General features: G+C 71.9%; 28 protein-coding genes and 1 pseudogene. 24 read left to right on the top strand and 5 right to left on the bottom strand.

The features are described 5' to 3' along the window. The 3 genes from M3185_RS10570 to M3185_RS10560 form a co-directional block, all read left to right on the top strand. Positions 1–132 (top strand): integrase core domain-containing protein (locus tag M3185_RS10570; RefSeq protein ID WP_251333640.1); only part of this gene is annotated, 132 nt, incomplete at its 5' end. Positions 133–395: 263 nt separating this feature from the next. Next, a complete protein-coding gene (locus tag M3185_RS17540; protein ID WP_374238496.1) occupies positions 396–977 on the top strand; it encodes a response regulator in 582 nt (193 codons plus the stop codon). Positions 978–1,200: 223 nt separating this feature from the next. Then, positions 1,201–1,896, top strand: coding sequence for an arsenate-mycothiol transferase ArsC (locus M3185_RS10560; RefSeq protein WP_251333634.1), 696 nt, complete (start codon positions 1,201–1,203; stop codon positions 1,894–1,896). 82 nt (positions 1,897–1,978) lie between these two features. Here the strand turns inward: M3185_RS10560 and M3185_RS10555 are convergent, their stop codons facing one another. Then, positions 1,979–2,368, bottom strand: coding sequence for a hypothetical protein (locus tag M3185_RS10555; RefSeq protein WP_251333633.1), 390 nt, complete (start codon positions 2,366–2,368; stop codon positions 1,979–1,981). 254 nt (positions 2,369–2,622) lie between these two features. Between M3185_RS10555 and M3185_RS10550 the strand changes: the two genes are divergently transcribed. Continuing rightward, positions 2,623–4,281: a CYTH and CHAD domain-containing protein gene (locus M3185_RS10550; RefSeq protein ID WP_251333632.1), complete on the top strand. Its 1,659-nt coding sequence runs from the start codon at positions 2,623–2,625 to the stop codon at positions 4,279–4,281. A gap of 69 nt (positions 4,282–4,350) precedes the next feature. On the opposite strand, the gene M3185_RS10545 is transcribed toward M3185_RS10550, so the two are convergent. Then, positions 4,351–4,737, bottom strand: coding sequence for a hypothetical protein (locus tag M3185_RS10545; RefSeq protein ID WP_251333631.1), 387 nt, complete (start codon positions 4,735–4,737; stop codon positions 4,351–4,353). 107 nt (positions 4,738–4,844) lie between these two features. On the opposite strand from M3185_RS10545, the gene ppk2 reads away from it, so the two are divergent. The 8 genes from ppk2 (at position 4,845) to M3185_RS10505 (ending at position 13,608) form a co-directional block, all read left to right on the top strand. After that, positions 4,845–5,780: a polyphosphate kinase 2 gene (gene ppk2, locus M3185_RS10540; RefSeq protein ID WP_251333630.1), complete on the top strand. Its 936-nt coding sequence runs from the start codon at positions 4,845–4,847 to the stop codon at positions 5,778–5,780. A gap of 33 nt (positions 5,781–5,813) precedes the next feature. Beyond that, positions 5,814–6,020: a hypothetical protein gene (locus M3185_RS10535; protein ID WP_251333629.1), complete on the top strand. Its 207-nt coding sequence runs from the start codon at positions 5,814–5,816 to the stop codon at positions 6,018–6,020. A gap of 821 nt (positions 6,021–6,841) precedes the next feature. Next, positions 6,842–8,071 (top strand): glycoside hydrolase family 26 protein, encoded by a 1,230-nt coding sequence (locus M3185_RS10530; RefSeq protein ID WP_251333628.1) that lies wholly within the window; start codon positions 6,842–6,844, stop codon positions 8,069–8,071. 424 nt (positions 8,072–8,495) lie between these two features. Beyond that, on the top strand, positions 8,496–9,134 hold the full coding sequence (locus M3185_RS10525; RefSeq protein ID WP_251333627.1) for a hypothetical protein: 639 nt from the start codon (positions 8,496–8,498) through the stop codon (positions 9,132–9,134). A 234-nt stretch (positions 9,135–9,368) separates the two neighbouring features. Beyond that, a complete protein-coding gene (locus M3185_RS10520) occupies positions 9,369–10,832 on the top strand; it encodes a PepSY-associated TM helix domain-containing protein (RefSeq protein WP_251333626.1) in 1,464 nt (487 codons plus the stop codon). A 99-nt stretch (positions 10,833–10,931) separates the two neighbouring features. After that, positions 10,932–11,180, top strand: a complete 249-nt coding sequence (locus M3185_RS10515; protein ID WP_251333625.1) for a hypothetical protein — start codon at positions 10,932–10,934, stop codon at positions 11,178–11,180. A gap of 411 nt (positions 11,181–11,591) precedes the next feature. Continuing rightward, a complete protein-coding gene (locus M3185_RS10510; protein WP_251333624.1) occupies positions 11,592–12,839 on the top strand; it encodes a sensor histidine kinase in 1,248 nt (415 codons plus the stop codon). A gap of 103 nt (positions 12,840–12,942) precedes the next feature. Beyond that, positions 12,943–13,608, top strand: coding sequence for a response regulator (locus M3185_RS10505; RefSeq protein WP_251333623.1), 666 nt, complete (start codon positions 12,943–12,945; stop codon positions 13,606–13,608). Positions 13,609–14,148: 540 nt separating this feature from the next. Here the strand turns inward: M3185_RS10505 and M3185_RS10500 are convergent. From M3185_RS10500 to M3185_RS10490, 3 genes are all read right to left on the bottom strand, one after another. Next, complete coding sequence (locus M3185_RS10500; RefSeq protein ID WP_251333622.1) at positions 14,149–15,225, bottom strand: ABC transporter permease; 1,077 nt, start codon at positions 15,223–15,225, stop codon at positions 14,149–14,151. A 44-nt stretch (positions 15,226–15,269) separates the two neighbouring features. Further along, a complete protein-coding gene (locus M3185_RS10495; RefSeq protein ID WP_251333621.1) occupies positions 15,270–16,229 on the bottom strand; it encodes an ABC transporter ATP-binding protein in 960 nt (319 codons plus the stop codon). Positions 16,230–16,532: 303 nt separating this feature from the next. Beyond that, entirely contained in the window at positions 16,533–16,898 is a 366-nt protein-coding gene (locus M3185_RS10490) for a hypothetical protein (protein WP_251333620.1), read from the bottom strand. 1,058 nt (positions 16,899–17,956) lie between these two features. Between M3185_RS10490 and M3185_RS10485 the strand changes: the two genes are divergently transcribed. From M3185_RS10485 to srmL, 12 genes and pseudogenes are all read left to right on the top strand, one after another. Then, entirely contained in the window at positions 17,957–18,418 is a 462-nt protein-coding gene (locus M3185_RS10485) for a GNAT family N-acetyltransferase (protein WP_251333619.1), read from the top strand. 75 nt (positions 18,419–18,493) lie between these two features. Continuing rightward, positions 18,494–18,655 (top strand): annotated as a pseudogene (locus M3185_RS10480) (hypothetical protein); the annotation flags it as partial. 75 nt (positions 18,656–18,730) lie between these two features. Beyond that, positions 18,731–19,090, top strand: coding sequence for a hypothetical protein (locus M3185_RS10475; RefSeq protein ID WP_251333618.1), 360 nt, complete (start codon positions 18,731–18,733; stop codon positions 19,088–19,090). 10 nt (positions 19,091–19,100) lie between these two features. Beyond that, positions 19,101–19,376 (top strand): hypothetical protein, encoded by a 276-nt coding sequence (locus tag M3185_RS10470; RefSeq protein WP_251333617.1) that lies wholly within the window; start codon positions 19,101–19,103, stop codon positions 19,374–19,376. Positions 19,377–19,628: 252 nt separating this feature from the next. After that, positions 19,629–19,976 (top strand): hypothetical protein, encoded by a 348-nt coding sequence (locus M3185_RS10465; RefSeq protein WP_251333616.1) that lies wholly within the window; start codon positions 19,629–19,631, stop codon positions 19,974–19,976. Beyond that, positions 19,966–20,253, top strand: coding sequence for a hypothetical protein (locus tag M3185_RS10460; protein WP_251333615.1), 288 nt, complete (start codon positions 19,966–19,968; stop codon positions 20,251–20,253). Before M3185_RS10465 ends, M3185_RS10460 begins: the two co-directional genes overlap by 11 nt. Before the next feature lie 45 nt (positions 20,254–20,298). Further along, positions 20,299–21,279, top strand: coding sequence for a DUF5655 domain-containing protein (locus M3185_RS10455; RefSeq protein WP_251333614.1), 981 nt, complete (start codon positions 20,299–20,301; stop codon positions 21,277–21,279). 297 nt (positions 21,280–21,576) lie between these two features. Then, on the top strand, positions 21,577–21,744 hold the full coding sequence (locus M3185_RS10450; RefSeq protein WP_251333613.1) for a hypothetical protein: 168 nt from the start codon (positions 21,577–21,579) through the stop codon (positions 21,742–21,744). A gap of 75 nt (positions 21,745–21,819) precedes the next feature. Further along, the gene (locus tag M3185_RS10445) at positions 21,820–21,987 is read left to right on the top strand and encodes a hypothetical protein (protein ID WP_251333612.1); all 168 of its coding nucleotides are present in this window, start codon (positions 21,820–21,822) and stop codon (positions 21,985–21,987) included. Positions 21,988–21,998: 11 nt separating this feature from the next. Continuing rightward, positions 21,999–22,187 carry a hypothetical protein gene (locus M3185_RS10440; RefSeq protein WP_251333611.1) on the top strand — a complete coding sequence of 63 codons (189 nt, stop codon included), beginning with the start codon at positions 21,999–22,001 and terminating at the stop codon, positions 22,185–22,187. A gap of 66 nt (positions 22,188–22,253) precedes the next feature. Continuing rightward, complete coding sequence (locus M3185_RS10435; protein WP_251333610.1) at positions 22,254–22,793, top strand: hypothetical protein; 540 nt, start codon at positions 22,254–22,256, stop codon at positions 22,791–22,793. Between the two features lie 1,608 nt (positions 22,794–24,401). Beyond that, entirely contained in the window at positions 24,402–25,565 is a 1,164-nt protein-coding gene (gene srmL, locus M3185_RS10430) for a PheS-related mystery ligase SrmL (RefSeq protein ID WP_251333609.1), read from the top strand. The last annotated feature ends 141 nt before the right edge of the window (positions 25,566–25,706 follow it).

The following is a 25,706-nucleotide window of genomic DNA, read 5'->3' as shown; positions in this document are numbered from 1 at the left end:
CCGACCGAGCAGGCCCGCCGGGCCGCACTGCCGGGATGGCTGCATCACTACAACCATCACCGGCCACACACCGCTATCGGCAACCACCCACCCGTCACCCGATTGACCAACCTCCCTGGGCAGTACATCTAGATTCCCCCAACCCCGCCCTGCGCCCCGAGAGCGGCGGCTGCAGCCTCCGCGACCAGTGTTCCTGCCCACATCCCGGGCCGGGGCCCGGCGCCTGCCGGGCTCCGAGGCCGAGAATGCCCCAGCCGGACCATCGGCGGACGGCCCGGCTGGGGCACTCCGTGCGGGTCCCCGGGGGTGGATCCGCACCGGTGTGTCCGCGGTGGGGGGGGGGGACGCGCTGACCGTCGAACCGTAGGCGGGTGTGGTGTCCGGGAGGAAAACCCATGGTGAACGCCGGAATCACCCGGGTGCACCGCACGCCGGTGATGGACGCGCTCCCGCCGCGGGGGCGGCGATGGGGCGCTCTCCCCTGTCCTGTCCTCCTGTGGGGCACCCGCGTCGTGGGGGGGGGTGCAGGGAGGCGAGGCGCGGGGGCGGATCCGGTGCTGCTGGACCTGCAGCTGCCCGGGATGGCTGGGCTGCACGTGTGCTGTCGGCTGCGGCAACGCTCGGACGCGCCGATCACCATGCTCACCACCCGGGACACCGAGGCGGATGCGGTCGCCGGCCGGGGGGCGGCGCCGATGGCTGCGCCACCAAGCCGTCCACCTCCGGTGGGCTCCTCGCCCGGTCGCGACGCAGGATCGAACCCGGCCCCGCTCTCCCCCGGCACCTGCGCACCGTACGCGGAGTCGGCCACGTCCACGAGCCGGAGGCCCCGGGGACACGACGGCCGCCTCGTCCAGCCCCCGGGGGCGGTGCTGTGGCCACCGGCCCAGGGCCCCGGCAGGAGGACATGCGCGGAGCCACGGGACCGGTGGTGCACGGGCCGCTCTCCCCGGCCGTTCACCCTGCGGCCACCTTGAGGATCCCGGTTGGCCACCTCCGACTGGCATCATCGTGATCCGCATCACAGGCGGTGGTGCCGCGGGTCGTTGTCACGGGCACACGTGGGCGCGCGCCCATCAGGGGTCGCATGCGGGCCGGTGAGCCCCGACAGGGACCTTCGTGGCCGGCACCGCCTCGTGGCGGTCGAGGCTTGCCGCTTTGGGCACGGTCCTGGGGGAGGGCATTGTCATGGATGAAGACATGGACCAGCCGACGGAGCAGCGGGCGGAGTCGGCGCAGGAGCTGGACACCCGGGTGCTCCAGCGCACCGCTGAGCACCTGATCGAGCACTGGGCCGGGGTGTTCGCCCCGGAACTGGTCGAACGGATGGTGTTCGAGTCCTACGCCGCCTTGGCGCGCACCGCGAAGGTGCGCACCTATCTGGCACCGCTGGCCGGGCACTTCGCCGCCGACCGGCTCACCGCCCTGGCCCACACCAGGACCCGGGACCAGACCTCGGTCCCGCAGGTGCTGTTCGTCGACGAGGAGGACACCAGCCGCTCCCAGATCGCCGCGGCTCTGCTGATCCACTACGCCCGGGGTGCGGTCGTGGCCCGCTCGGCCGGGTTCACGGCCGGGGACGCGGTGGACCCCCTCGTCCTGGAGAAGCTGGCCGACCGCGGCATCACCACCGAAGGGGTCTATCCCAAGCCGGTGACCGACGACGTGGTGCGCGCCGCCGACCATGTGATCACTTTCGGCGCCAGCGACGGCATCCATGTCCATCCCGGCACCGCCCAGGAGCACTGGACGGTCGGAGGCCTGCCGCCCGGGACGACCCCGGAACGGGTCGGTGAGGTGGTGGAGGCCATCGACACCCGGGTCAAGGAGCTGCTGGAGCAGATCCGCACCGCGACCCCCTCCCCGGCCGCCACGGCCAGCCCCCGGACCGGCTGAGCCCCCGGCCTCTCGGCCCGCCCCACCGCCTTGCCACTCGTGGGTGGGCGAGCGAACCCGCCCACAGCGCCAACAGAGCCGGTCAGAACGCGATCAGGGCCGCGATCATCAGCGCCACGGCCCCACCCGACCCGAGCACGGCCGGTATCACCGGTCGGGCCACCGGGGGCGTGGTGCGGCCCACCTCGGCCAGGTCGTCCAGGCGCCGCCGCTCCAGGACACCGTCGATCTGGGCGAAGGCCCATTCCATGTCCGCCAGCTTCTGTGCTGCCCAGGCGGGCCGGGCCGCGCATCGGGTGTAGATCCGCTCGTAGCTCACCCGAACCTCGGCCCGCAGGCTGGCATGGTAGGCCTGGACCCGGCGCAACCGCACGGCGGTCCGCCACCGGCGCACCTGATGAGCCAACCACCAGGCCCCCGCCCCGGTCACGGCCACCACACCCACGAGCACCAGCAGCAAGGATCGCGGCATGGTTCCCCCTTCTTGAAAACACATGCGCTACGCGCCGTAGCCGGCACCCGCCCCGTGCGCCCAGGACCAGGCCGGGATCGTGTCCCAGCCGTGACATGGACCGATGCCCCCGGACCGCTTCCTCGAAGCCGGCTCCCCAGGATCGGAGCGCACCCGAGGCGAGTGTAATCCACGTCACTTCGGTCGCGTATCATCGACCCCACTCCGGCGGGCGAGCCTTCCGTTCCCGCCGTTCCCGGATCGAGGAGGACACCATGACCGTCGCCGCGCAGCGAGAGCTCGAGCGCAAGTACGACCTGCCCGACGGCGCCGGGGCCCGGATCGACTGGAGCGGGCTGGCCGGGTACACGGTGACCGATGCTGCGGTGGAGCACCGGATGGAGGCGGTCTACTACGACACCGCCGACATGGCCCTGCACCGGCACGGGGTGGCGCTGCGCCGGCGGACGGGCGGGGCCGATGACGGGTGGCACGTGAAGCTGCGCGAGACCGGCGGGCGCCACGAGGCCCAGTTCCCCTTGGCCGATGAGGCCCCGGAGCAGATGCCCGACGTTGTGCAGCGCCTGGTGGAAGGGGCTACCGGTGGGCAGCCGTTGCACCCGATCGCCACGCTGCGCACGACCCGGCGGGTGCTGTCCGTCACCGACGCGGCCGGGGCGCAGGTGGGCGAGGTCGCCATCGACGACGTCGAGGCCGTCGACGAACGCGCCCGGGCACCGCGGACGTGGTCGGAGTGGGAGGTGGAGCTCACCGACGCGACCATCTCCGAGGAGCACCAGGACCGGATCTTCACCGCCGTGGAACAGGCCCTGTTCGCAGCTGGCGGCCGGGCCTCGACCTCCGAGGCGAAGATCCTCCGCGCCCTCGGCCTCGAGGACGGCAACGGCGCCGACGGCCTGACGGGCCTGGCCGACGAGGACCCGGTCACGGCTGCCGCCCAGGAGACGGGCCCGGCCTCGGGGCAGCCGGGGGCCGGGAACCAGGCCGGTCACAAGGCAGATCAGCAGGATACCGGGGCCGATGTGCTCGTCACGGTGCTGGGGCAGCTGGCCGAGCAGCTGGTGCGGTGGGACCTCAAGGTCCGGCTGGACGTGCCCGATGCGGTGCATCAGATGCGGGTGACGTCCCGGTCGCTGCGCAGCCTGCTCAAGGCCGCCGCGCCGTACTTCACCGGCGACGCCGCCCGGGAGCTGGATGTGCGGCTGCGGGAGCTGGCCCGGGCGCTGTCGGGCGCCCGGGACGCGGAGGTCACCGCCGAGCTGCTGCCCGCCCGCGTGGCCGCTCTGGACGGGAAGGTGAACCCTGTGGCCGCGGAGGTGCTGCAGCACACCGCGGAGCAGCAGGCGCATGCGGCCACCGCCACCGTGCGCGGTGACCTGAGCAATCCGAAGCACCTGCGGTTGCTGGCCGACGTGCAGGCTTTTGCCGCCGATCCGCCCCTGAGCGCGAAGTGTCGCAAGGTCTCGGCCCGCAAGGCCTGCGACAAGATGCTGCGACGAGCCCTGCACAAAGTGCAACGGGCCGGGGCACGCGGCGTCGAGGCCGAGGACACGGGTGCCGAGGCAGACCTGGAGCACCGGCTGGAGCACCTCCACCAGGTGCGCAAGGACGTCAAACGGGTCCGCTACGTCAACGCGGCCCTGAGACGTTCAGGATTCACCTCGGGCAAGGCGACAGCCCACGCGGCCGCCGACGCCAAGGCCCACCAGGAGGCGCTGGGCGAGATCATGGACGCCGGGGTCGTGGCCGGCTGGCTGGAGCGCACGGCTCAGGCCTACCAGGGAACCGGGGAGGACCGCTACGCCGTGGGGGTTCTGCACGGGGCAGAGCTGGCCGCGGTGCGCACCGGGGTCGAGAACGGCCACCAGGTCGTGGCCGAGCTGGTGGCCCAGCTCGGCCACGACCTGTCCTGACCCGGGCGCCCAGGCGGACTGGCGTCCCGGCCACTGGCGAAGGCGGCTGCCCGGGGCGGTTGTCGGGCGTCAGCGGTGACGGCCGCTGATGGTGACCTGGAAGGTCATCGCCGCCGGGTCGTGGTCGACCCCGGACACCCCGGCCAGGTCCGGCCCGTGCAAATTGCCCAGCACCTGGTGGCAGGTGCGGGCCTCCAGCAGCGGACCGTCGGGGCGCAGGGACCGCCCGGAGCTGTCGGTGATCTCGGCGAGGTAGAGCCCGTCCTCGACGTCGTCGCAGATCAGCAGCACGGATGCGGCGCCGGGATAGCGGGTGCGTACCCGCAGGATCAGCTCCTGCAGGGCGGCGACCGTCAACTCGCGCCGGGCCCGCAGATAGGCCTGGCGGGCGGCCTCGAAGCCCGGGTGCGTGGTGGTGGGGCCTTGAGTGTCGGGCGGGGTCGTCCGGTCCCTCATGGCTCCGACCCTACCCCGGGGTGCTGGTGTGTTCACCGGCCCTCCACCGTGGCTCTCTACACTGACGTCCTAGCGACGCGGTGGGAACCCAGGAGTGAGGAGCAGCAATGTCGGAGGCCAGGAGACTGTGGGTGCCGGAGGACCAATGGGCGGTGCGGGAGAACCTGCGGGAGTTCATCGACCACCTCACCGAACAGGGCTACACCGTCCGCGACGGGCACTCCCACGACCCCGACCTCATCGACCCGGGCGGCTCGGCCGTGGAGACCTGGCGGGAGGACTACCCCTACGACCAGCTGATGGACCGGGAGGCCTACGAGCTGGAGAAGTACCAGCTGCAGATCGAGCTGCTGAAGTTCCAGTACTGGGCCCAGGACCACGACCTCCAGCACGTGATCGTGTTCGAGGGCCGCGACGCCGCCGGCAAGGGCGGGACCATCAAGCGCTTCACCGAGCACCTCAACCCCCGTGCGGCCCGGGTGGTGGCGCTGACGAAGCCCTCGGACCGGGAGGCCGGGCAGTGGTACTTCCAGCGCTACATCGCCCACCTGCCCACCGCCGGGGAGATCGTGATGTTCGACCGCTCCTGGTACAACCGGGCGGTGGTCGAACCCGTCATGGGCTTCTGCACCGAGGCGGAGTACCACCGGTTCATGGAGCAGGCCCCGGTGTTCGAGAAGATGCTGGTGGACTCCGGGATCCACCTCACCAAGTTCTGGTTCTCGGTCACCCGCCAGGAGCAGCGCACCCGCTTCGCGATCCGCCAGATCGACCCGGTGCGGCGGTGGAAGCTCTCCCCCAACGACCTGGCCTCCCTGGACCGCTGGGAGGACTACACCCGAGCCAAGGAGGAGATGTTCCTGCGCACCGACACCGACCACGCCCCGTGGATCACGGTGAAGTCCAACGACAAGAAGCGGGCGCGGCTGAGCGCGATGCGGGTGTTCCTGGACCAGTTCGACTACCAGGACAAGGACCCGGCGGTGGTCTACCCGGTGGATCCATTGATCGTGGCGCGCGGCCGCGACGCGGTCGGCGACTGAGCCCGGCGGGGTGTGCTGGCCGGCCAGGGGACAGTGATCGCTGAGGGAGATGCGCCGATCGAGAACCTGGAGTGGCTGCGGGCCGGGGAGCTGAACGCGGCTCACCGCCACGGGGTGGTTTACCACCGAGGCACCGTGGAGGACACCGATGCCCGGGCCGGTGGGGTGTGGACCCGCGAGGCCACCACCGGTCAGCGCCGGACGCTCATCCTGGGCGACGCCGAGCTGCGCCGCCACTGACCCGCCCCGCGAGCGATCCACGGTGACCGCCGGAACCGCTGCCGACCACCGCCACCGACTGCCGGGCTGCGCGACGGCGGGTCCGGACCGTCCGCACCCCCGCTGCGGCGACCATCAGCACCACGGTGATCCACCGGGCAGCGAAGACGGCGGTGGGCCCGCGCCGGTCGACCAGCTCCAGCGCCCTCTCCCACCGCTGGGCGCTGTCGAGCTGCCCCAGGGCGGACCGGCGCAACCGGGGACCGAGACACCGGCCGATGAGGAATGCCACCTGGTTCACGGCCACCGGCAGGAGCACGGACATCAGCAGAGCGGTGCGCCGCGACGGCGTCCGGTGCCGGGCTTGTGCATGCTTCTGTCACCTCCGGCCTGTCACGACACCGTTGGGATCATCGCACCTGCCGCCGGAGAACGGGTCTGCGCTGCAGCAGGACCCCCGGATGCCCGCACAGGAACTCCGGGCCTCCGCGATGATGGCACCACGGGAGCAGGGGCCTGGATAGGGGAGGTCAGAGGTCGTTGCCAGCCCAGGGTGCGATCCGCGGTTGTCGGGGCGGGCACCCGAGCTCACGGCCGCTCACCGCGGTCATGAGCCTGGCGGCCTTGTCCGCCCGCGCGTGCAGATGCGCCGGCCGCCGGATGTGGTCGTGCGGCGAGCACCGAGCACAGGACCCGGCGCGATCATCTAACGTCACGGTCGCCACCAGCACTCCGGATGATTCACAATAGGGAACGGAACGGCTGAGCGTTCCTTTCCCCTCCCCTCGTTGACGCTCCGGTGGTCGTGCGTGCCTGCATGCCGCCGGGCAAGGAGAACAGCCATGTCCCGTACCCCCTTCCTGTCCCTGGCGGCCCTGACCGCGGTGGCGGCGCTGGCCCTGATGCCGGCCACCGACGCCGCCCCGCGGGCCGTGCCGCCCTCTGCTCCTCCCACCACGGCCTCCTCGGCCACGGCCCCGTCGGCCCAGTCCGTTTCGGCCAAGGCCGGTGGTCAGGCCAAGAGGAGCGCTTTCGTGCCGGTTCCCGACGCCTCTGCGGACTCGCCGGTGCCGCCCTCGGCGCACCTGCACGCCGATGCCTCCGCGACCTCCACCGGTGAGATGACGACCTCGACCGTCGTGACCGCGTCCCTGACCACGGCGACGGCCACGACGGCCACCACGGTGTCGACCACCTCCCCGCAGGTGCGTTCCTGTCCTCTGCGCTTCGGCGTGGGCACCCCCGGCGGGGCCGGGGCCTCCGCCGAGCTGGCCGAGGTGGCCTCGCTGACCGGGGAGAAGCCCTCGATGGTGCTCGCCTACAAGGACTTCAAGCAACCGGTGCCCTACTGGGAGCTCGAGCAGGCCCGGGCCGCGGGGGCCACCACGCTGCTGACCTGGGAGCCGTGGACCTGGGGCGCAGGGATGAACCAGCCGGCCTACTCCCTGGACCGGATCGCCGCCGGGGACCACGACGCCCACATCACCGACTGGGCCACCCGCCTGGCCGGCTGGGGCCACCCGGTGATGCTGCGCTTCGGGCACGAGATGAACGGCAACTGGTACCCGTGGGCCGAGGGTGTGAACGGCAACGGGACCGGGGACTACGTCGCCGCCTGGCGCCACGTCCACGACATCTTCACCAAAGCCGGGGCCGACAACGTCCAATGGGTGTGGAACCCGAACGTGCCCTACTGGGGCTCCACGCCCCTGGACGGGCTCTACCCCGGCGCCGCCTACGTCGACGTCGTGGCCCTGGACGGCTACAACTGGGGCACCTCCCAGTCCTGGTCCACCTGGCAGCAGCCGTGGGAGCTCTTCGGCTGGGGGCTCTCCGAGCTGCGGCGGATCGCCCCGGGCAAGGAGATCATCGTCGCCGAGACCGCCAGTGCTGAGGCCGGCGGGTCCAAGGCGCAGTGGAACGCCCACCTGGTGTACTACCTGGCCCGTGAGCCCGGGGTGACCGGGCTGGTGTGGTTCCACTACAACAAGGAGACCGACTGGCGCATCAACTCCACCTCCTCCTCGGCCACCGCTCTGGCCGGCGAGCTCGCCAAGCGTCCCTGCCCCTGAGCCGCTTCCCCAGCCCGGATCCGGAGGCCGTCGTCCCCGTCGCGGGGGCGGCGGCCTTCGCCGTACCGCGGACCCATCAGCACGGGGCCGGCGTCGGCGGCCCGGACAGGGTCCACGCTCTGGATCGCGCCCGGACGAGCAGGGTGCGGCCCCGCACGCATGCACCATGGCGCCGGCACCGGGTCGTCCTCGGGGACCCGGTGTGGCGGGGTTCTCAGCGGGGACGGTCCTGGCGTTCCTCGAGCTGGGAGCCAACAGGAATCCCTCGTGCTCGAGCGACTGCGGAGGTGCGGGGTCGTCGCGCGTGAGGGACCCAAGGATTTTCCAGGACGCGGTGGCCAGGGTCAGTGTGCAAGGGTCCGCGCGGGCGCCGGAGCGCGGGTCGATAAGGTGGGACGGGGAATCCCGGAAGGAGGTGGAGGGGATGGATCAACCGACGCCGGTGCGCCCGGTGGCGCGTCTGGTGCGCGGATGGCTGGCCGCCTTCCTGTCCACCTCCCTGGCCGGGCTCTCCCACTGCGCCGCTGGTGCTTCCACGCCGAATCCGGTGCTGCTGCTGATCGCGGTGGCCGTCGCCGGAGTGGTGTGCGTGGTCCTGGCCGGACACCGGATGGGTCCGTTGCGCATCGGCGCGGCGGTGCTGGTGAGTCAGGGCGCCTACCACGCCCTGTTCTCCGTCCCGGCCCTGGCTCCGTGCGCGGTGCGTGGCGGATCGGCGATCGATCACGCTCACCACGGGACCGCGGGGATGCCTACCGTCTCCGCCCTGCACCCGGCCGCGTGTCTGACCCCGGTCGTCGAGGGGCATTCCCCGATGGTCGCCGCGCACCTGCTGGCCGCAGCGGCCACCTTCTGCGTCCTCCGCCACGGGGAGACGTCCTGGTGGGCGCTGGTCGATGCGCTCACCCCCCGGCTTACCCAGGTGCTGACCCTGGTACTGCCGTTGATCCCGGCGAAGCGTCCGGTGCGGCGGTCCGGACAGTTCTCCCACCGCGAGCTGCACGACACCGGGTGGGTGCGGGCGGCCATCTCGCGCAGGGGACCCCCGGTACCGGTGGTGTGACCCGTTCCTCCTGTTCTCGCACTGCCCGGTGATCATCCGGGGTCGAGGACAGGGATTCCCACCACCTGTGGAGACACGACGGCTCCGCCCTCGGCCCCGGCCGCGGCGGCGGCCCACCCGTCCGGTGGCGCCCATGGCGTCGAACCGTCCGTGATGCAGTGCCGTCCTCGCCCGGCGATCGGCCGCGGGCAGTGCAGCGTCCGTCTCCGCCCGCCACGCACGAGAGGTCCTGCCATGTCTGCACCCACCACGTCCCACTCCGTCCCGCAGTCCCCGCCTCCGCCGTCAGCACCTCCGTCCTCGAGGGGGTGGGGCACGGCGCTGCTGCTGCGCCTGCACTTCTACATCGGGGTCTTCATCGGCCCCTTCCTGCTCATCGCCGCCCTCACCGGTGCCCTCTACGCGCTGAGTCCCCAGCTGGAGCGGGTGTTCTACGCCGAAGCACTCACCAGCACCGCCACCGAGGCCCCGCTGTCCCTCGACGCCCAGGTCGCGGCCGCCCAGGCTGCCACCGGGCTGGAGGCGGCCCCGGCGGCGGTGCGCCCGGCCGAGGACGGGGGCACCACCCGGGTGATGTTCACCGACCCCGCCCTGGGGGCATCCGAGCACCGCGCGGTGTTCGTGGATCCGGGCGCCGGGGACGTGGTCGGGGACCTGACCGTCTACGGCTCCAGTGGGTCGCTGCCGCTGCGCACCACCATCGCCCAGTTCCACCGGTCCCTGGGCCTGGGTGAGCCCGGGCGGATCTACAGCGAGCTGGCCGCCTCCTGGCTGGGGGTCATCGCGTTGAGCGGGCTGGGACTGTGGGGGGTCCGGTGGCGCCGGACACGTCCCGGGCGGCGGGCCCGAGGCCTGCTGGTGCCGGACACCACCACGCCCAACAGATACCGGAGGACGCTGTCCCTGCACGCCGCCACCGGGGTCTGGCTGGCGGCGGGGTTCCTGTTCCTCTCCGCCACCGGGCTGACCTGGTCCGCCTACGCCGGGGCCAACGTCACCGCCCTGCGGGCGACGCTGGGGTGGACCACCCCGGTGCTGGAGAAGACCCTGGATCCCGCTCGGACCCCGGCCGGCGGGGACGAGCACGCGGACCACGGTGGCCACGACCACGCCGCCATGCCGGAGGCGGCCCCGGGTGGTGGTTCGTTCGACGCGGTGCTGGCCACCGCCCGGGATGCCGGGATCGATGCGTCCCAGGTGGAGATCAAGCCCGCCCCCGAGGCCGGGACGGCGTGGACGGTGGCGGAGATCGACCGGTCCTGGCCCACCCAGGTCGACACGGCGGCGGTGGACCCGGGCACCGGGCAGGTCACCGACCAGGTGCGCTTCGCCGACTACGGGGTCATGGCCAAGCTCGCCCAGTGGGGCGTGGCCGCGCACATGGGCGTGCTGTTCGGGGTGGCCAATCAGGTCCTGCTGGCCGTCACCGCCCTGGGGCTGGCCGCGATGGTGGCGTGGGGATACCTGATGTGGTGGCGCCGCCGTCCCACCCGCGCCACCGGGGCGGCCTTCGGGCCCCTCCCGGGGCGCGGAGCCCTGCGCCGGGCGCCCTGGCCCGCGGTGGCCGGGACCGCCGTGGTCGCGGTGACCCTCGGGGTGTTCTTCCCGCTGCTGGGGATCAGCCTGGCCGCCTTCCTGGCCCTGGACCTGAGCCTGGGCGCGCTCAGCGCCCGCAGATCCCGGTCCTCGGCCTCCTAGACCCCGGCAGACCTCCTGTCGATGCCGTCCAGCCATCCCGCCGCCGCAGGGACCCGGTTCCAGGCGCCTGCGCACTCCTCCAACATGAGGAAGGACACCGTGCTTATGTTCACCGGCACCCATTCGACGGTGCTGCGCAGAACGGCCGCCACCGTGGCGGTGGCCGGTATCACCGAACTCACCGTCTCGGCCAGTGCCTCCGGTGCACCAGCCTCGGCAGAGGAGGACATCGCCACCATTGACACCGCCGGATCCGGCCCCTTGTGCTCCGTTGCAGCAGGCGGGGCGGCGTCGGCCCTCTTGGTGCTCCTCGTGGTGCGACCGGTCGGGCGACGCCGCAGCACCTGACTCCGCTTCCGGGGTTCTTCCGGGGCACGGGAGACGTTCTCACTGCCGAGGTGCGGGGAGAGCGGACCGGATCAGCGGCCCTGGCGTGCACGCTGGAGCACCTGGATCAGCACTGTTCGGTGTGACCTGCCGACCGTGTGTCGGACACGAGGGAAGGCCGGGGAACGTTCCCGGCCTCCGCCGTGGGCAAAGGCCTTCCCCAGGCCCCCCGTATCCGCCCGCCGCTCGGCGGTCACCAGAGGCGCCAGCTCCGCACCGACGTCCACGTCCTGTGAACCCAGCTCGTTGAACGGACCCGGCCTCCTGAGGCGACCGAGGACGTCACCTGCCGATGTCTATTCTGGGCGGGTGAGTTCCTCGTCCTCGTCGTCCTCCTCGCCGGTCACGTCCTCGTCGGGATGGCGTGTCTCGGTGCCGCGTCCGGTCACGCTGGCTCGTTCGGGGCTGGTGGTGCTGGTCGGTGCGGCGCTGATCTCGGACCTGTGGAACGTCCACACGGGGGACATCGACCAGGGGGAGCTCCCGCTGATCATGATGATGTATCTGCCGCTGTTCGTCGTGGCGTTCCACGTCGGGGTCGCCGCCATCGTGTGGGGATTGTCAGCGCTGGTGTTGATCCTTGCCGGGTACGCCTTGGGGATCCTGGTGCCCTCCGTGGTGGTCGGCGCGACGGGGACGTACGCTTTGCCGCGCGCACGGGCCGCGGTCCTGGCCGGACTGGTGGTGGTGGCCAATGTGGCGGTGCCCTTCGTCGACGCCGATCATCGCCAGTTCTTCGTCTGGGTGGCGATCCCGATCGTGCTGGTCGCCCTGACGTGCGGGGCCCTGCTGCGCTGGTCCCATGCCCGATCGCAGCAGGACGCACGCCGGATCGACGAGCTGGAACAGGTCAACGAGCGAATCCGGCACGACGAGCGCAGCCATCTGGCCCACGAGCTGCACGACATCGTCGCCCACGACGTCACCGTCATCGCCATGCAGGCCCGCCGGGCGGAGTTCACCGACGACCCGCAGAAGATCCGCGCGATCCTGGAGACCATCGGGAACTCCGCCCAGCAGACCCTGCAGGACCTGCGCCGGCTGGTGGTGATCCTCCAGGAGGAGCACGCTCGCGAGATCCAGCAGCACGAGCATGCGGCGGCTCCCCCGGAGGCTGCCGCCGGGACCGGCGCCTCCGGGCCGGCCGTGGCCGGGACGGCGAGTGCCGTGCGGGCCATGGCCACGCTGGATCAAATCAATGGGGAGACCACCACGGCGGCCGGTTTCGTCGAGGACCTGCGCACCGTCGTCGCCGCTCTGGAGTCCACCGGCCTGGCCGTGGAGCTGGGCGTGCACGGTGATGTTGCGCGCGTCCCGATCAGCGTTCGTCAGGTGCTGCGCCGGACCCTGCGGGAGCTGGGGACCAACGTCATGAAGCACGGGATGCCCTCGAGCACCGTGCGGGTGGATCTGGCGGTCGGCCAGGACGCGGTGCGTCTGACGGTGGAGAACGAACGGACCACGATCGCCCCGATCATGTCGACCAGCACCGGTCTGCCGGCCATCCGGGAACGGGCCCGCGTGTTCGGCGGCAGCGTCGAGTTCGGCGCCCAGGGGTCGAGGTGGCGCAGCAGCATTGCGCTGCCCCTGCGCGGGGCGGCCGAGGCTCAGGCCTCCTGACACGACCGGCCCCGTGCACCGTTCGCGGGTGCAACAAGTTGGTAGGATCCCGTCCCGGAGCCGGTCATCGAACCGGCTCGGCGACCATGGGAGAGGCGGGGCAATGACGACGACGGTGCTGGTGGTGGACGACGAGTCGATCACCCGGGAAGCCGTCGTGGAGTTCGTCTCCTCGGATCCTGAGATCGTCGTGGTGGGAGAGTCCGCCGATGGTCGGGTGGCGATCGGCCAGACGCGGGCGCTGGCCCCGGACGTGGTGCTGATGGACATGCAGATGCCGGTCATGGACGGGGTGGAGGCCACCCGGATCATCCGCCGGGAGTTCCCGGACACCGCCGTCATCGCCCTCACCACTTTTTCCTCCGAACGCTATGTCGTGCCGGTCCTGCGGGCGGGGGCCTCGGGGTATCTGCTCAAGGACGCCAGGCCGCAGGAGATCATCGCGGCGATCCGCACCGTGCGTGACGGCGGCTCGATCCTGTCCCCGGCCGTCACCCGGCACGTGGTCGCCGGCATCGCCCAGTCCGTTCCGGCCCAGCCGGTCCCGGACCCCGAGCTGACCGCAGCGCTGACCGAGAAGGAGATCGAGGTCATCCAGTTGCTGGCCCAGGGCATGAGCAACCGGGAGATGGCCGAGGCGCTGTTCGTGACCGAATCCACCATCAAGGCCCGGTTCGGCAAGGTCACCGAGAAGCTCGGGGTCCGTGACCGGGTCCAGGTGCTGGTGAAGGCCACCGAACGGGGCCTGGTGCGGATCCGGGTCTCCTGACCGGGGCGGGCAGGGCTCAGCGGGCGGCGCCCAGGGCCGCGGGCAGGGGTCCTTCCAGGACCGGCAGTGCGCTGCGGGTCGGCATCCTCGGCGTCGAGGTGGTCGAAGACGTCCCCGGGGTCCAGGACCGATGTCGTGCCCCGGCCCATCAGTGCGTAGCGCACCGAGGTCTGGGACAGCGGCCGGGGCGTCCCAGGCCGGCTCCGGGTGTGAGCGCAGGATGGTCACGGCCTGGGCCGGCCCAGGGTGGAGACGGCCGACGGCGCGGCGTGCAGGACCCGCCCGCCGGTCCCGCAGGGCCACAGCACGTCCCGGGTGACGACCGGGCGGTCCGCGGTGCGGTGGCGGCCGATCAGGGCGGTGGCATCGAGCCGGCGCTCGGCCGGCTCCCGCTGGATGAGCGCGCCGCCCCCTGGGCACCACGGAGCGTGGGGCCCTGGCCCCACCGGCCGGCGGACCAGTGCCCTGACGGCCCGAGCCGAAGCCCGTCCCCGGGGGCAAGGCCTCCGAGGCGCGGGCAGGTCGGACGGGGAGAGCGGTTCAGCCCAGCAGGCGCAGGACGAGGACCACCAGCACCACACCACCGGCGAAGGAGACCACGGTGCGCACGGCCTTGGCCGACCGACGGGGCGCACCCGGGGTGGTCCCCTCGGGGGTGCGGCCCTGCTCGGAGGGCGCGCCGGCGGGGTCGGCCAGCGCCCGGGCCAGGCTGACGCGGGTGCCGGTGCGCAGCACGTTGTTGCCGTACAGGCGCACGGCCAGGTTGATGATCAGCGGGACAGCCACCACAGCGATGAGCACCGCCGTCAACTGCTCCTGCCAGGTCACCGCGTCCAGCCCCTGCCGGATCGGCATGAAGTACGGCGCGACCATCGGCACCAGGGAGGCGATCTCGGTCCACCGCTGGCCGGCGGCGGAGGGCAGGAAGAACATGCCGGCGGCGTAGACGAGCATGATCAGGATCTGCAGCGGGTTCGTGGCCGCCGCCAGGTCCTCCTGACGGGAGGCGGTGGAGGCCAGGCCGGCGTTGAGGGACGCGAAGACCACGAAGCCCAGGACGAACCACACCAGGAACCACACCAGGGTCGGGCCCGGGTGGATCCGGACCAGGGACCACCCCCCGACCGCGGTGAAGGCCACCGCGGCAGCGCCGCCGACGGCCAGCAGCTGGACCATGGTGAAGATCCCGCAGCCGATCAGCTTCCCCAGCAGCAGTTGCCGCACGCTCAGGCGGGTCAGGAGGATCTCCACGACGCGGGTGGATTTTTCCTCCACGACGCCGCTGGCGATCGAGCTGCTGGCGTAGGTGACCACGGTGACCAGCAGGGTGGTCATCACCGCCGCCAGCAGGACCTCGGTGTCCAGCGGCGGGGTGCCGGTGGCAGCGGTGCGGTCGACGAGCAGGTACCCGCCGACACCGGCGACCGCGGCGGCCAGCGCGGCCAGGAACGCGGTGGAGGCCAGCATGGCGCGGTTGCGGACCCGGGAGCTGAGCTCGCGCTGGATCACCAGTCCCAGTCCTTGGAACCATCCGGCGTCCTGGTGGTCGTTGCGGGCAGGAGTCGTTGCGGTCGGGGTCCGTGCGGTGGTGGTCGACGGTGCCGTGGTGAGGCTCATGAGCTGGGTGTCCTTCGGTGTGCGGTCGGGGCGGGGAGCCGGGGTCAGTGGTGGACCAGGGCGCGGGTGTGCGGTGGGGTCGAGGGCTCGGCGGCGCGTCGGCGCCCGGAGAGGACCTCCGCCAGCGAGGTGCGCTCCGGGGTGATGCCCATCAGGGTCCCGCTGCGCCCGGCGGCGGCGAGCACGGCCGCCGGGATCGGGCGGCGGGAACCGTCCACGGCCACCAGCGCTCGGGCCGGGTCCTGCGCATCGGCGCTGACCAGTACCCCGGGAATGTTCCCGGCCTGCTGCAGGAACGGGGCGGCGGTGCCCTGGAACTCGATCGACCAGCGGGACGTGCCGTCGTCGTCGAGCTCCTCCACCGTGCCGTCGACGACGACCCGGCCGGCCTGCAGCACGCACACCCGGTCACAGAGCCGCTCGACCAGTTCCAGCTGGTGGGAGGAGAACAGCACGGCCACACCCCGGTTCGCCTGGGCCAGGAGGAGCTCGGCCATGGCCTCGACCGCCTCAGGGTCCAACCCGGAGAAGGGCTCGTCGAGCACCAGCAGCTGCGGATCCCCCACGAGGGCGACGGCCAGCTGCACCCGCTGCTGGTTGCCCAAGGACAGGTCCTGCACCGCCGTCTGCTCACGCCCCTGCAGGCCGACGGCGGCCACCAGTCGTTGGCCGATCTTCCGGGCCGTCGCCGCCCCGGACCCGTCGAGCCGGGCGAACCACTCGATCTGCTCCCGCACCGGCATCCTGGGGTACAGCCCCCGCTCCTCGGGCATGTACCCGAAGGCGCGGCGGACCGTGTCGTCCACGGGCCCACCACCCCAGCTGACCGTTCCCCGGTCCGCTGCCAGCATGCCCAGGATGATCCGCATGGTCGTGGTCTTCCCGGCCCCGTTGCCGCCGATGAAGCCCACGATCTCGCCCTGTCCGACCGTCAGGTTCAGCTCCTCGAGCACTACCCGGTCCCCGAAACGTCGTGAGATGCCCTCCAGGATCAACCCGTTCATGGTCATCAGTCCTCCTGCGTCAGTGCGTGGCATCGGGCTGCGGCCCGACACATCTGTCCCGTGTCACCACCACGCTAGGAAGCATCCGCAGGAACCCTGTTAGACCAAGGTCGAACCTTCTCCGGCACCGACGTCGAACACGACTCGCGGGAACACCGGGAACCCTTGGCCGGGGCGACACCCCCGCCCCGGGCCATGGCGTATCGCTGAGGCGGACGGCGTGTGCAGCGCCCGAGCCGGCCCTCGCACATCCGCGGGCAGCGCTGCGGGACCGCGGCATGGGACGCGTCGGCGCTGTCGCGCTTATGCGTGGCTCGCGTCGGGATCCGATCGCAGGGACAGCGCCTCGGGACGGGGGCCGGTGAGCGTGGCGCGTCCGTAGCGTTGGAGCACGGCCACGGCGACGACCTGCTCGAACAAGGTCTTCAGCAGGTGGCGGTCCTCCTCGGTCGCCAGGGGCGACTCCCCCAGCAGGTCCAGGGCCTCGACCCCGACGGAGGCCTTCCGGCCCTCGGCGTCGGTGGCGTAGTCCATCGCCCACTGCGTTCGGCGCCACCACTCGGCCCGTCCGTCGGCCTCCTTGCGCTGTCGGTCGCCGTGCCAGGCGAGCACCGCGGCGACCTGGATGCCGATGATCAGCGTCCTCGCGAAAACCAGCTGGACGACCACGAAGAACGCCTTCGGCCACCAGCGCAGCGCCGCCCGACGCAGCCGCGCCGTGATGGTGGGCTGGCCGTGCCGGGCCGGGTCGGTGCGGTCTGCGAGCTCGTGGTTCTCCAGGGGTCGGGGATCTCCCTGCCCATGTGTGCGGAGACGACGCGGAGGCCTACCGCGCTGCGGTGGACGCGAAGTCCCGGGCTGCGCGCAGCACCACGGCGCTGACCTCGTCCACCGGGTGCTCGCACAGGGTCCGCGGACGACCAGTCCTTCAGCGCCGGGTTCCCCCCCTGGAACCACGTCTGCACGGTCGACGCCGAGGTCCTCGTCTCGCCGATCACCGCGGCCACCTGGTAGGCCAGGCGCAGGCGGTGCTCCACGACTCGGGTCGGCCGGCGGGTGCCGGCGGCCCACTGCCGTACCGTCTTCGTGTCGGCCACCCCGCCGGGGTAGGCGACCGGCTGCGCGACCAGCTGCGCGCCCAGCCGCTCCCGCAGCTCGGCGACCACCACGGGGAACGGGAGCTCTACCGACTCGCGGTAGACCGGAGGAGACCGACCAGCTGGGGAACTGGTCGAGCCTGGGCTCCGAGTACGCCTTCACGGCGACGGCAAGGACTACCTGGTCGCCGTCGTCGACGGCCGGGTGTGGGGCTTCCTGCAGGGCTACCACGACTGCCAGGGGTGGATGGCCTGCGAGATGAGGCCGGTCCCGCCGCAGACGTGGGCGACCAACAGGGTCGCCCATCTCGCCGTCCACCCCGAGGCCCGTGGCCACGGTCTGGACGGGGCCCTGCTGCGCGGGTGCATGTCCCAGGCCCGTGCGGCCGGCTCACAGTGGGTCATGATGCACCCGGCCGAGCGCGGCGCCGGCGGACGCCTCCCGGTGGCGATGCAGAAGCTGTGCCGCCACGCCGGGCGGCGCTGCGTGGAGCCGAAGGAGCTGCGGCGGCGCAACCGCCCCGCCCTGATGGCCGCCCCGCTGGTCGCCGCCCCGGCCTACCACCTCAAGGCCGCCGCCCACGTGCCGGAGCCCCAGCCGGTCCACAAGCGCCGGCGCACCCCGCAGCGGTGCTCCACGAGCAGGACTTCCTGGCCGATCTGCCGGCCTACACGGTCGCGGTCGACGGTGGAGCAGTCGTCGGGGTCTGCTGCGGGCACCACGCCTCCGGGTCTCGGAGGGAATGCCGGGCCGCCCCGCTGCCGCCGGCGGACTGGGACTGCAGCTACATCGACACCCTCGTCGTCGACGAACACCACCGCCGCACCGGGATCGGGACCGCGCTGCTGCGCGACTTCATGGGCCGGACCGCCACGGCCGGGTCGGACTGGCTGATGCTGTTCCCCAAGCGCGGGGACGGGCGCCCGATGCTCTCCGGTGCGCTGCCGGGCTTCTACGGGACGGCCGGGTTGCGGCTGCTGGAGCCGGCCGAGGACTACCTGCGCACCCGCCCGTGGATGATGGGTGTCCCGCGGGTGGCCAACCCCCAGTACGTCTTCGCTCGCTCCGCCGCGGCCGCCTCCGCGGCCTGACCAGTCCGGAGACCGGCTCGAGGGCGCGCGATGCGCGCCGCGACGACCGATCCATGCCCTTCCCCCACCATCGAGGGCTACGAGGCTGTGATCGACGTCTACGCCGCGGCCACCCAGCACGTGGACCATGGCCTGTCGCTGACGCTGGTCTCCAAGGACACCACTACCACCCGCGACATCGACAAGGCCAAGTGGTACGCCTGGAAGTCCGGGATCAAGACGATGTCCTACTCCTGAACTCGCAAGATGGCCCCGGAGGGCACCGGGGTCGAGGGCTACGTTTCCTGCGTCCTGTGACCGGGTAGTGCGTCATTGGAACGAGCTCTGTACCGCATACGCGGTGCGCGCAGCCACCACGTCCTCGACGAGATCCTCGCCCACGACCACGACGCGGCCCTGACGTGGGGTGCAGCGCACCTGCCGGGCATGGGGAAGATCCTCACCGGCCACGGGTTCGAGCTGGTCGGCTCCTACTGGCGCCCGGCGATCACCAAGCGCAAGCTCACCCAGGCCATCAGCGCCTCCCGTGCGGCCTCGCACGACCACCAGCGCTGGCTCAGGGAAGGGCATACCCTCCGGGAGTCCGTGCCCGTCCAGGACGTCCGCGCCATGCTCATCGAGCCGGGTGGCTCACCGACCCGGTTGCCGCCTGAGCGCCGGGTCCGCTGCTAGGTTCCCGACCATGAGCACCAGCGCTGCCCCGACCGGCCTCGGGCCCGGTTCGCCCACCAGCCTCATCGTCTTCGTGGCCCTCGCCCTGGCCGTTGTCGCGGCCTGCGTGACGATCGTCGTCCGGGTGCGCCGGCAGCAGCGCTCGCGGCCCGGCGGACCGGCAGGCCGTTCCTCCTCGTCCGACGGCTCCACCGCCGGGGTGTGGGGTTCCGGTGCCGTCGGTTCCGACTCCGGTTCCGACCGCGGGTCCGGTGCAGACGGCGGAGGCGGTGGTGGCGGTGACTGATCTGAGTCCAGCCGCGGTCGCGGCCATCGTCGTCGTGGCCCTCGTGGTGCTCTCCTGGATCGCCACGACGCTGATCCCCCGCCTCCGGCGACGCCCTGATGCTCACGGGCCGTCCGGGGGCGAACGGCCAGGGCCCTACGACGGGCCCGCGCCCCGGCCTCGCCCCGGCGTCAACGACCGGTACGGCTGGCACGACCCCGCGGGGTACTCCGACGGGCCAGGTCCCTCTCCCACCGATATGGGAGCTGACGAATGCCGCTGCTGACAGAACAGAACCCCGTGCTCGAAACGGGTGTTCTGGAGATCCTGGCCTTCGCCGTCCCACTGCTGATCGTCCCCGCACTGATCATCACCCAGCTCGTCGTCGAGAGCCCCCTCCTGCGCCGGGAGCCGGCCGCCTCCCGCCGGCGCACCGCGGCCGCCGTCCTGGCGGTCATCTCTCTGGTCGTGGCGGCCCCTCTGCTGCTGATGGTCTGGGCCCTGGGCGTCTTCGGTCTGCTGCTGCTGGGTGGACTGGTCGTCCCCGCCCTCCTCACCCTGAACCGCCTGCGCCAGCCACCACCACCCCCACCGATCACAGGAGCGACCCATGGGGACTGACCCCATCCTCACCCAGACCCCGATCGCCGTGCCGGTCGGGGCGTTCATCGGCCTGATCGCGCTCACCATCACGGCCTGGCCGGTCCTGGCCGGCGAGCCCGTCACCGCGCGCCGGCGCCGCCAGGCGACGTGGGGGTCGTGGGCGTGCCTGGCCGGGGTGGTCTTCGCCGCGTTCACCGAGCTGGCGCCGGGCCTCTACGGCTTCATCACTCTGGTGGCCATCGCCGCCGTGGCCTCGCTGACCCTGTGGCGAGCCCGCGCCCTGCCCGCTCCCTGACCTGCCACCCACCGCCGGTCCCGACCGGCCACGAAGGAGACCTGCGTGGCCGACCTCAAGCTGTTCCGCATCCGGGAGGGCACCGCCACCGAGCCGCCCGGGGCCCACTCCCCGCTGGAGAAGCACCTCCAGCGCGTGGTGGAGGCCAGCATGGAGACCTTGTTCGGCGTGCGGTTCCTGCAGTCGGAATACCGCACCGGTGACCGGCACGGCGGACGCATCGACTCCCTGGGCGCCGACGAGACCTGCTCCCCGGTGAGCTTCGAGTACAAGCGCACCCGCAGCGAGAACGTCATCGACCAGGGCCTGTTCTACCTGGACTGGCTGATGGACCACCAGGCGGAGTTCGAGCTGCTGGTGATGCGCTCGGACCACGCCGAGCTCGCTGACCTCATCGACTGGTCCCGCCCCCGGCTGATCTGCGTGGCCACCGACTACACCCGCTACGACCAGCACGCCGTCCAGCAGATCGCCCGCTCCATCGGGCTGGTCCGCTACCGCGACTTCGGCGGGGAGCTGCTGGCCCTGGAGCTGGTGCACTCCAGCTCCACCGTCTCCACCACGGCCGCTGCCCTGCCCGCTGCCGCCGGCACCGCGGCACCCGATGGGCCGGAGCCGGCCGACGCCTCCAGCGAGACCCCGGACGGGGAGCCTGCGAGCAAGGCCAAGGACATGACGGTGCTCCAGCGATTCGAGCAGGCATCACCGGACCTGCAGGAGGTGTTCACCACGGTGGCCGACTACTGCGAGGCCCTGGGCCCGGACGTGTCGAAGAAGACGCTCAAGCACTGGATCGCCTTCCGGCGGCTCAAGAGCTTCGCCACCATCGACATCCACCCGTCCTCCGGGCAGATCCTGCTGCACCTGCGCCTGGATCCGGACGCCGTGGAGCTCGAGGACGGCTTCACCCGCGACGTGCGCGCCATCGGCCATCACGGGGTCGGGGACCTCGAGGTCCGCATCAGCTCTGTCGCCCAGCTGGAAGCGGTCTACGCGCTCATCCAGCACGCCTACGAGAACGGCTGAGCCGGTGACCCGACGGCGCATCTTCGAGGAGGATGCGTGGCGCTCCCTGGCCCCGGTCCAGCAGGACCTGGTTATCGGGGTCGGTCTCGGTGCCCTCCTCGGGGCGTTCACCGACACGCTGGTCTGGCTTGCCGTCGGCGTGGGCCTCGGCGTCCTCATCGGGCGCCGTCGCTCCCCTGCCACGACCCCACCACGAACCTTGGCTACTCCAGTGACCACCCCACCCCGCCGCAAGCCCGCACCGGGAGTGCTCACCGAGGAGGAGCACGAGCACGCCAGTCACGGAGTGGAGGTCCTGTGGACCTCACCGGCGGGACCCTTCAGATGGAGCTGGTCTTCGACCGGATGCTCGACAGCGGCGAAGCTCGCGGCCGGACGCTGTCGGCCTTCGACGCCGCGGCCGCCCGGCTGTGCGCCCAGCACAGCGACGCCCCAGGGGAAGGCGCCGGCGCCATCCCGGCCTGATGCCCGGTCTTGTCAGACGGTGGCGGCCCGCACATAGGATCGGGTCACCACCGTCAGATGAGGGAGGACCGTTCCATGACAGATCAGCCAGATGAACTGAGCGAGGCACGCGCCGAAGTCGAGCAGGAGGACCTGAGCGTCGTCGACGACGACTCGTTGACCGCCAACACGACCACCGACAACGAGCGGGTCGACGACGAGACGTCCGGCCCGCCGACCGAGCAGCCGGGCGCGACGGAGTAGGGGCGTCGAGCATGAGCGCCGAGATGCCCGGCGACGACATCGAGATCCGCGACGAGCCGCGGGAGGCAGAGGAGAAGGCCGACGAGGACGCGGACCTCTACAGCTCCACGGGGGAGGTCTTCGAGTCGTCCACCGACCCGGACGACGGTGCGCCGATAGAGGTCAGCAAGACCGACACCGAGCTGCCTCCCGCGGGGTAGCCGACCGCTGCGCCACCCCAGCCCGCAATCCCTTCGCACTCGGGAATCCAGCCGTAGGCTGAGCGCATGTCGATCGCGCTCATCCTGAAGCTCCTCGTCTCGGCGCTCACCACCGCAACCATTGCGGGGGTCGTCTGGTGGGCACGGAAGCACCCCAACCGGTCCGAGGAGTATCCGGAGCAGCAGCGGATGCCGAAGTTCGTGCCGGCGGTGGGCTGGCTGTTCCTGGTCGTGGGCTCCCTCATGGGCTTGCTGTCCCTCACCACGGACCGCGCCCCGCTCGGCGCCCAGATCTCCTCGGTGGCGATCGTCCTGGGCGGTGTGGCGTTCGTGCTGATGTACCGCAACTTCTACGTGGCGCCGCGCGACTTCGAGGTGGCCTTCCGCAGTGTGCTCGGCAACGAGCACGTCATCCCCTACAGCGAGATCGCTGAGTATCGCATGCAGATGCTGAAAGGGATGCCGTTCCTGACGGTCAAGTCCGTCCACGGCGTCACGCTGAACCTGAACATCAGCACCTACGACATGTCACCGCTGATGCGGGCCATCGACTTTCACCAGGTCACCGGCAACTGGCCGGCCCGCGTAGAGGTCAGCGGCCGGTAATCGAATGGCGGCCGTATCCGCCCCGCCGAGGCCTTCCCCGCACGAGGGCCCGCACTCCCCCGCGAGTGCGGGCCCTCGTCGTGCCTCCGCACACATGAGGACTACGAAGCCCATCGCACCGCTCGCCCGCGACGTCGTCCGCCGCGCCGGTCCGTCCGCCGCCCGGCCGCCGTCCCCGGTCCGGTCCGTGCCGGCCCGTGTCCACGCCGCCCGCCACCCCCCCCGAGCAGTGGGTCACCATCGACTGGTCCGAGGCCGACGTGTCCCCGTTCTGCCCCGACGAGGACGGGCAGATCGGATTCCTCTTCGGCAACCACCGCTCGGAGGGCCCGGTGCTCATCGAGGGCAGGACCGTGCCCGTGGACTGCCCGTCCACCATCGGGGCCCGGATCCACAAGCTCTCGCCCACGACCCCGCACAACGCCGACGCCCTGGAGCTCTACCCGCGCACTACCGGCCTGGTCTCCCGCGCGTCGGACTTCGAGGTCCCGCTCACGGTGCGGGTGGGCCGCAGCGCCTGGGCCGGCCGACCGTCGGCACCAGCGCCCCGAGGACGAGCGTGCTGGACAGGTACCACCCCGCCTCCGCCCCCAGCCCGCCGGCGGGCTGCGCAGCGAGCCGGTGGCGGCGGCCAGGGCGAGCGTGAACACCGGCATGCCCAGCAGAATCACGACCCAGCGCCCGGCGCCGCAGCGCCAGGCGAACGCCCGTCCCAGCAGCCTCCGGACGCCGCCCGGCCCGTCGGCCAGGCGGGTGACGAGCAGGGCCGAGCCCAGCAGCGCCACAAAGGTCAGGAGGAGCAGGAACGGCTCCGTGGGCGCTCCGGTGAGCACGGGGGTCATCAGCGCCGCCCAGCCCAGGCCCAGAGCCAGGAGGAGGAAGACCGCCACGGGCCGACACCGGGCCACAGAACCGGCTGGGGTACGGCGGTCGGTGTCCCGCGGTGGTGGGATGGGCGGGGTCATGGGTCCTCCTGGCCGGTGCGCGACGACCCCGTCGGGCGCCCCGGTGTCCGGTGTGCGCCCACTTCCGCGGGGTCGTCGCAGCACCGGGCCCATGTTCCAGCGTCCGGCCCGCCGAGGCCGCCTGCCCCTGCGCGTCCACGGCCCGCGACGCGGACAGGAACCGCGGGAGAGCCCCACTGGCGAAGACCTGGCCTGCCAGGTCGAAGACCGTGCGCGGCCTCGCCGGTGACCAGTCCCTGTCCTCGGACCCGGTTTCACGGCTCGTGCCGGACCGAACCACACCACGTGGGTACGACCGTCGGCGGGCCCACCCGCCTCCCGGGAGACGCACCCGCCGGCCTCTGCAGAGGGACCGTTGAGCTGACCGACGAACCACGTCATCGCCCCTGGCGTTCGCGGCCGCCCCGCCCGTGCCTCCACCGGTACGAGGCGATGCGCGGCTGCACCGGCATGCAGCACGGATGCCGGTGCTGGTGATCGTTGCTAGCCTTGATCGCATGGAGCGTGCTCAGCGATTTCAGCGCCCCCGGCCGTTCAGTGGCCGCGGGGGCGTGAGCGCGCTACGTCAAGCCGACTAGTCTCCGCAGGCACGGCCGGGGGAACTCCCGTTCCAGCACCGCTCCCGCCACCCCAGGAGACTTCCATGTCGACTACGTCGTACATCACCCCTGACCAGCTCGCCAGAGCACTGACCCTGCGCGACCTCAGCGACGCGGCCCAAGGCACGCACTCGATGCAGCTCCTGCTGGAGCATCTCGTCACCGAGCTGCAGCACCAATGGGGCAGCTCCGTCCGCCAGGTGCGCAATCCGCCCCTCGTTGCGGTCCACGACAACTACGACCGTCTGGGCTACGACCCCGGCGACGTCACCCGGGCGCAGCGGTACACCCGCTACGCCTCGCCCACCGTGCTGCTGCGCACCCACACCAGCGCGGAACTGCCCACGGCCCTGGAGGACTACCGCACCCGGTCCGGCGTCGACGAGCTGCTCGTCGTCCCGGGCCTCGTCTACCGACGCGATGTCGTCGACCGCACGCACGTGGGCGAACCGCACCAGGTCGATCTGTGGCGGATCCGGTCCACACCGAGGACGACCGAGCAGGACATGCTCGAGATGATCACCACCGTCGTGGACGCAGTCCTGCCAGGAGCGCGATGGCAGGTCACCGACGTCGAGCACCCGTACACGATCGGCGGACGACAGGTGGACGTGCACCTGAACGGGCAGTGGCTCGAGCTCGCCGAATGCGGGCGCATCCACCCCGATGTGCTGCGCGGGTCCGGCCTCGACCCGCAGAAGTGGTCCGGATCGGCCCTGGGCATGGGGCTGGACCGGGCCCTGATGTTGCGCAAGTCGATCCCGGACATCCGTTACCTGCGCTCCTCGGAGCCGCGCATCGCAGCCCAGATGCTCGACCTGGAACCATGGCAGCACGTCTCGCTGCTCCCCGGGACGCGCCGGGACATCTCCGTCGTGCTCGACGACCACGAGGACGGCGAGACCATCGGTGATCGGATCCGCACAGCTCTAGGGCAGGACGCGGACCTCCTCGAAGCCGTCGAGGTCCTGTCCCTGACCCGGTGCGAGGAGCTTCCCGCCGCAGCCCGCGAGCGCCTCGGCATCGTCCCCGGCCAGAACAACGCGCTGATCCGGATCCACATCCGTCCGCTCCTGCGGACACTCACCTCCGCCGAGGCCAACGAGCTGCGCAACAGGATCTACCTCGCCGTCCATCAGGGACCCCATGTCGAACTGACCCAAGGGCAGGCCGACCCCTCGTGGACGGGCGTGAGCGAGGGCCTGTGACCGGGAGCGGCGTGGGCGTGCACCGATGGAGCCACGGAAGGTGCCGCAGCCACCGCCCGGCCCGACCCGGCGTCGAGCGCCTCCAGGGGACCGGTCGGTTCCACGGTGCTGTCTCGGTGGTGTCCGTGGCACCAGGGCCCG

Origin of the sequence: Kocuria rosea (genome assembly GCF_023715525.1) — a bacterium.
Classification (GTDB): domain Bacteria; phylum Actinomycetota; class Actinomycetes; order Actinomycetales; family Micrococcaceae; genus Kocuria; species Kocuria rosea_A.
Note: the sequence above shows the minus strand (reverse complement) of the source record. Positions and strands in the feature narration are given on the sequence as shown.

What these genes read in the sequence shown, in the direction of transcription:
- M3185_RS17540 (WP_374238496.1), top strand. Translation starts at nt 396, where the DNA reads ATGGTGAACGCCGGAATCACCCGGGTGCACCGCACGCCGGTGATGGAC.
- M3185_RS10560 (WP_251333634.1), top strand. Translation starts at nt 1,201, where the DNA reads ATGGACCAGCCGACGGAGCAGCGGGCGGAGTCGGCGCAGGAGCTGGAC.
- M3185_RS10555 (WP_251333633.1), bottom strand. Translation starts at nt 2,368, where the DNA reads ATGCCGCGATCCTTGCTGCTGGTGCTCGTGGGTGTGGTGGCCGTGACC.
- M3185_RS10550 (WP_251333632.1), top strand. Translation starts at nt 2,623, where the DNA reads ATGACCGTCGCCGCGCAGCGAGAGCTCGAGCGCAAGTACGACCTGCCC.
- M3185_RS10545 (WP_251333631.1), bottom strand. Translation starts at nt 4,737, where the DNA reads ATGAGGGACCGGACGACCCCGCCCGACACTCAAGGCCCCACCACCACG.
- ppk2 (WP_251333630.1), top strand. Translation starts at nt 4,845, where the DNA reads ATGTCGGAGGCCAGGAGACTGTGGGTGCCGGAGGACCAATGGGCGGTG.
- M3185_RS10530 (WP_251333628.1), top strand. Translation starts at nt 6,842, where the DNA reads ATGTCCCGTACCCCCTTCCTGTCCCTGGCGGCCCTGACCGCGGTGGCG.
- M3185_RS10525 (WP_251333627.1), top strand. Translation starts at nt 8,496, where the DNA reads ATGGATCAACCGACGCCGGTGCGCCCGGTGGCGCGTCTGGTGCGCGGA.
- M3185_RS10520 (WP_251333626.1), top strand. Translation starts at nt 9,369, where the DNA reads ATGTCTGCACCCACCACGTCCCACTCCGTCCCGCAGTCCCCGCCTCCG.
- M3185_RS10505 (WP_251333623.1), top strand. Translation starts at nt 12,943, where the DNA reads ATGACGACGACGGTGCTGGTGGTGGACGACGAGTCGATCACCCGGGAA.
- M3185_RS10500 (WP_251333622.1), bottom strand. Translation starts at nt 15,225, where the DNA reads ATGAGCCTCACCACGGCACCGTCGACCACCACCGCACGGACCCCGACC.
- M3185_RS10495 (WP_251333621.1), bottom strand. Translation starts at nt 16,229, where the DNA reads ATGAACGGGTTGATCCTGGAGGGCATCTCACGACGTTTCGGGGACCGG.
- M3185_RS10470 (WP_251333617.1), top strand. Translation starts at nt 19,101, where the DNA reads ATGAGCACCAGCGCTGCCCCGACCGGCCTCGGGCCCGGTTCGCCCACC.
- M3185_RS10465 (WP_251333616.1), top strand. Translation starts at nt 19,629, where the DNA reads ATGCCGCTGCTGACAGAACAGAACCCCGTGCTCGAAACGGGTGTTCTG.
- M3185_RS10460 (WP_251333615.1), top strand. Translation starts at nt 19,966, where the DNA reads ATGGGGACTGACCCCATCCTCACCCAGACCCCGATCGCCGTGCCGGTC.
- M3185_RS10445 (WP_251333612.1), top strand. Translation starts at nt 21,820, where the DNA reads ATGACAGATCAGCCAGATGAACTGAGCGAGGCACGCGCCGAAGTCGAG.
- M3185_RS10440 (WP_251333611.1), top strand. Translation starts at nt 21,999, where the DNA reads ATGAGCGCCGAGATGCCCGGCGACGACATCGAGATCCGCGACGAGCCG.
- M3185_RS10435 (WP_251333610.1), top strand. Translation starts at nt 22,254, where the DNA reads ATGTCGATCGCGCTCATCCTGAAGCTCCTCGTCTCGGCGCTCACCACC.
- srmL (WP_251333609.1), top strand. Translation starts at nt 24,402, where the DNA reads ATGTCGACTACGTCGTACATCACCCCTGACCAGCTCGCCAGAGCACTG.